Origin of the sequence: Enterobacter cloacae complex sp.6700776 (assembly GCF_048284255.1) — a bacterium.
Classification (GTDB): domain Bacteria; phylum Pseudomonadota; class Gammaproteobacteria; order Enterobacterales; family Enterobacteriaceae; genus Enterobacter; species Enterobacter intestinihominis.
In genome coordinates this window covers 1-4,032 of the sequence record NZ_JBLVYK010000039.1, presented here as the reverse complement: position 1 = coordinate 4,032, position 4,032 = coordinate 1, and the positions used below count along the sequence as shown (strand labels likewise).

Annotated in this window: 5 protein-coding genes; 3 read left to right on the top strand and 2 right to left on the bottom strand. The window is 36.6% G+C overall.

The window, feature by feature from the left end; translation table 11 throughout:
• Positions 1-94: 94 nt before the first annotated feature.
• From mobQ to ACNQ0T_RS22955, 3 genes are all read left to right on the top strand, one after another.
• Entirely contained in the window at positions 95-1,255 is a 1,161-nt protein-coding gene (gene mobQ, locus ACNQ0T_RS22965) for a MobQ family relaxase (protein ID WP_417930381.1), read from the top strand.
• Between the two features lie 492 nt (positions 1,256-1,747).
• A complete protein-coding gene (locus tag ACNQ0T_RS22960; RefSeq protein ID WP_102017746.1) occupies positions 1,748-2,614 on the top strand; it encodes a replication initiation protein in 867 nt (288 codons plus the stop codon).
• Positions 2,611-2,874 (top strand): plasmid replication protein, encoded by a 264-nt coding sequence (locus ACNQ0T_RS22955; RefSeq protein ID WP_102017747.1) that lies wholly within the window; start codon positions 2,611-2,613, stop codon positions 2,872-2,874. The genes ACNQ0T_RS22960 and ACNQ0T_RS22955 overlap by 4 nt, the downstream gene beginning before the upstream one ends.
• Positions 2,875-3,110: 236 nt before the next feature.
• On the opposite strand, the gene ACNQ0T_RS22950 is transcribed toward ACNQ0T_RS22955, so the two are convergent.
• Positions 3,111-3,395, bottom strand: a complete 285-nt coding sequence (locus tag ACNQ0T_RS22950) for a conjugal transfer protein TraD (RefSeq protein WP_079843899.1) — start codon at positions 3,393-3,395, stop codon at positions 3,111-3,113.
• Positions 3,396-3,398: 3 nt separating this feature from the next.
• Positions 3,399-3,782: a hypothetical protein gene (locus ACNQ0T_RS22945; RefSeq protein ID WP_199160807.1), complete on the bottom strand. Its 384-nt coding sequence runs from the start codon at positions 3,780-3,782 to the stop codon at positions 3,399-3,401.
• Between the last annotated feature and the right edge of the window lie 250 nt (positions 3,783-4,032).

Genomic DNA, 4,032 nt, shown 5'->3' with positions numbered 1-4,032 from the left:
TAGTAATGCCCACTTATACACTCGTTCCGAGTGTGTGGGCCCTGCGGGGCTAAAACCCAAAATTCAAAAGATAAAAAAAGTAAGGGGGTAGCCTATGGCTATATATCATTTAAGTTTTAAATTGTGCAAAAGGTCAGAGGGTAAATCTTCCGTCTATTTGGCTGCATATCAAAACAGGAACAAATTTACAGATAACCGAACGGGTGCCGTATGGAATTACAGCAAAAAAGAAGGCTTTGACGGTTCGTTAATCCTGGCACCACCACAAGCACCAGGATGGCTTGTGAAGTCGTCTGAGGCCCTATGGAATGAGGTTGAGAGGACAGAACGACAGAAGAACGGACAGACTGCCAGGTACTTCGATGTCGCCTTGCCGGTGGAGCTGGACGACAAACAAAAAAAAGACCTTTTAATAAAATACTGTCAGGATAATTTTGTAGATGAGGGAATGATTGCCGATATTGCATTCCACGATCTAAATAGTAAAAATCCCCATGCCCATGTAATGTTAACAATGAAAAATGTAGGACCAGAGGGGTTTTTAACAAAAAACAGAGAATGGAACGATAAGAAATGTTTAGAAGCCTGGAGGCAAAATTGGGAAGTTATTACAAATGAGGCATTAAAAAAATATGGTCATAAATCCCGTATTGATTGCAGAACCCTGGAAGAACAAAAAGAAGAAGCTGAAAGAAAAGCAAAAGTTGCAAAAACTCCACAGGCAAAAGCTGCCTGGATTGCTAAATCTATCCGTCTGGACAGAACGCCAATGACCCGCATTCACAGGCATAATTGGAAAGCTGGGCAGAAATTAAGAAAATTGGAGCAAGAAGAAAGGAAGATTTTATATAAAAAGGCTTCGTTAACATATCACCAAATGACTAAACCAATTGAGCCTGAGCAATATATGAAAATAGAAAAATCACAAATAGCTCAAAAAATAAAATCTATATTCGAAACTGCCAAAAATAAATTAAATTCGAAAATCGCTGACTTTTTCAAGCCTAAACCCAAAAAAGAAACTCCTGAAAAATTTGTCAGTAGTTATGAAATTGACGAGTTAGGAAATCACATATTGAAAAAAGAGGCTGAAAATTGGGATCAGAAAAACAATAATAAAATTAAAAAACAGGTTCGTGAGAAAAAAGAAAAAGAAGAATCCGAAAGGTTGAGGCTTAAAGAAGAGGATCAGAAATTAAAAAATAGTTCTAAGCCAATTCAGCAAAATACCAATACAAGGAAATTAAAGCGATAGTATATATTGCTATATACTACAATATACTATACTACATTTTCAAAATTGTTACTCTGGCTGGCTCTAACTCACCTTTGTGAATTTTCACAGCTTCATTAACTGACTTCATAAGCATTTTAAAAAATTTACTATGCTTATTTCTTTTCCGTTTTTTCTGCACTTTCTTTTTTTTCATATATTCACCAAAAAAAATCGAATCGCCAATTTTTCTTCGAACAATACTCTTTTTTCTTTTTTTATTGTTTTTCTATCTTCGGTAATGCTTCGCACCATAGATCTGATAGTAATGCTTTGCTGCCGTATGTAAAGAACTGCCCCAACTCCGTTGGGCTGTTATCTGATATGGTTAAGGCGCACACTTGACAAATTTTTCAGATCGGTTAGAACTGGTACAGGATTGAAAAACCTATAAAAATAAAAACCCCACCCCTCTGTGATTGTTTTGGCGACAGAACAGAGGAGCAGGGCCAGATAAAAAAGGACTGAATAAAAATGATAATACAAGAAGAACATAACATCGATTTTTTTAAAAATCAAATGCCTAACAAGCCTTATTGTACAAATAACCTCGATCAGGGGTTGAGCATAAGGAACAAAGCAAAAGCCTTAGAAATGCTGTATTTACAGGCAAATCAGCCAGCCATTCAAACTTGCCTACTCTTTGATTTAGATAAGAAAAATTCATTCTATACATTTGAGAAAGCAGGCTTACCTGTACCTCACTTTATTACAAAAACACCAAAGACAGGTCGTTGCCACTACGGCTATATGCTGAAAGCCGGTGTTTGCAAGACACAACAAGCAAGGTTGAAGCCGTTGAAGTATGCCGCTGCCGTTGAAATGGCTATGGCTAAAAAACTCAAAGCAGATCTGGGGTTTGCTGGATTGATTACAAAAAACCCACTCAATGATCACTGGTCGCCGTTCTGGTCAGGTGCTGACCTTTACGACCTGGATTATTTAGCTGATTTTGTGGACTTAGAAAAGCCTAAAATACAAGAGAAAAAAAGCGAGGCTTATGGTCTAGGTCGCAATGTTAATTTGTTTGAAGACTTACGACAATATGCTTACAGAACGGTTTTAAATTTCAAAAAAATATCTACTTTCGAGAAATTCGAAAACGAACTACTATTAAAAGCGCAGGGTTTAAATACTTTTTGCAATCCACTAAATCCGTTACAATACAAAGAGTTAAAAGCAACAGCAAGAAGCATAGCCCGTTGGACCTGGAAAAATTTTGATAGCCATACATTTTCATTAATACAATCAAATAGAGGTTTAAAAAACAAAGGAAAAACTAAAAAAACCAATGTTAAAAATGAAATGTTAGACATATTAATGAGCAAGGGGGTTTTATGATCATTAATGGTAAAAAAATAAAAGCAAAAGAAATAATGGAAATGACGGGTCGTTGTGAAAGAACAGTAAGAAAATATTTTTCACAACCTCGTGAAGATTATGAACAAACAGCAATGGATCGCCGTCGCCAGGCTTACGAACTACGAAGCCAGGGGCTGAAATGGCAACAGGTAGCCGACAAAATGGGCTGTTCGTATCACGGAGCCGTTGCCCTGTATCGCCGTTATGTTGCCTTAGATATGCCTCAAAACAGCCTGTAACGACTTCTAAGCAGTTTTTCCCCCTAACCTAACCAAACCCTCCACCCCTGGGGGGATTTTTTCCCCTTTCCCCGTATCCGGGCTTGTGTCTGGATAGGTGAGGGACACTCTGGTACCAACAAATCAACAAACCCACCCAGCCACCAGAGGCCCTCTGGCAACCTTAAAACCTCCAGCCTACGGCTGGCAACCCTTCACAATGAAAAACCAGCCAAGATCGGCTGGTTTTTTATTGTTCACGGTTTACGATTTTCATTCTTCCACTCTTCTAAAATATTTAATCCTAATCGTGTGAATTCTTGTTTTTCTTCTTCGTCAAGTTCATTTATTTTACTTAACAATCCAAGAATTAAAGCCTTGTTAATTTCCTCTGGTTTTTTACCTAAAACCTTAGCCACTTCTGCACCCAGGATTATTTTTTGTCTTGTTTCTTCCCTTCTGTCCTGTCTTGCTTTTTTTGTTCTTAATGCTTGTAGTTTATTTTGCAAATCTGCGATCTGCTGTGCTGTCGATTTACTCATTCATTACCCCCCAAAAATATTAAATGCTTTTTGCATTCCTCTAATATTTGAATATTCAAAATGTTTAATAATGCACTCTGCTAAAATTAATTTTTCCTTATCACTCAATTCATTTATTTTTTTAAAAACAAGGTTCTCATCCGTGTTAATGTCTTTAATGCCTTCTGTTACCTTATCCTCGACAAGAGAACTAATTGCCGAGCTAAGGTAATACTCTAACCTTTCAAAATCTTTATGCCCGTTATCAGCAAAGAACTTTTTGTTTTTTATTATTTGCCCCGTAATAACATGCCCATGCTCTATTAATATGCTTTCAGATGCCTCTAATATGTATTTAAAAACACTTTCGATTCTTGCACCTTCTGCCTCTGTTATAAGTTTATTCATAATACCCTCCTAATTATTTATTTTGTTATTTATTACCTCCATTATTTACTTTAGTCAAATATATTTTAGAATAAAATAAATAATATTTAATATTGGGCGAAGCCTGGGTTTATTACTTTATTATTTTGAGATGCAATCGAAAAAATAATATTAGTAATGCCCACTTATACACTCGTTCCGAGTGTGTGGGCCCTGCGGGGCTAAAACCCAAAATTCAAAAGATAAAAAAAGTAAGGGGGTAGCCTATGGC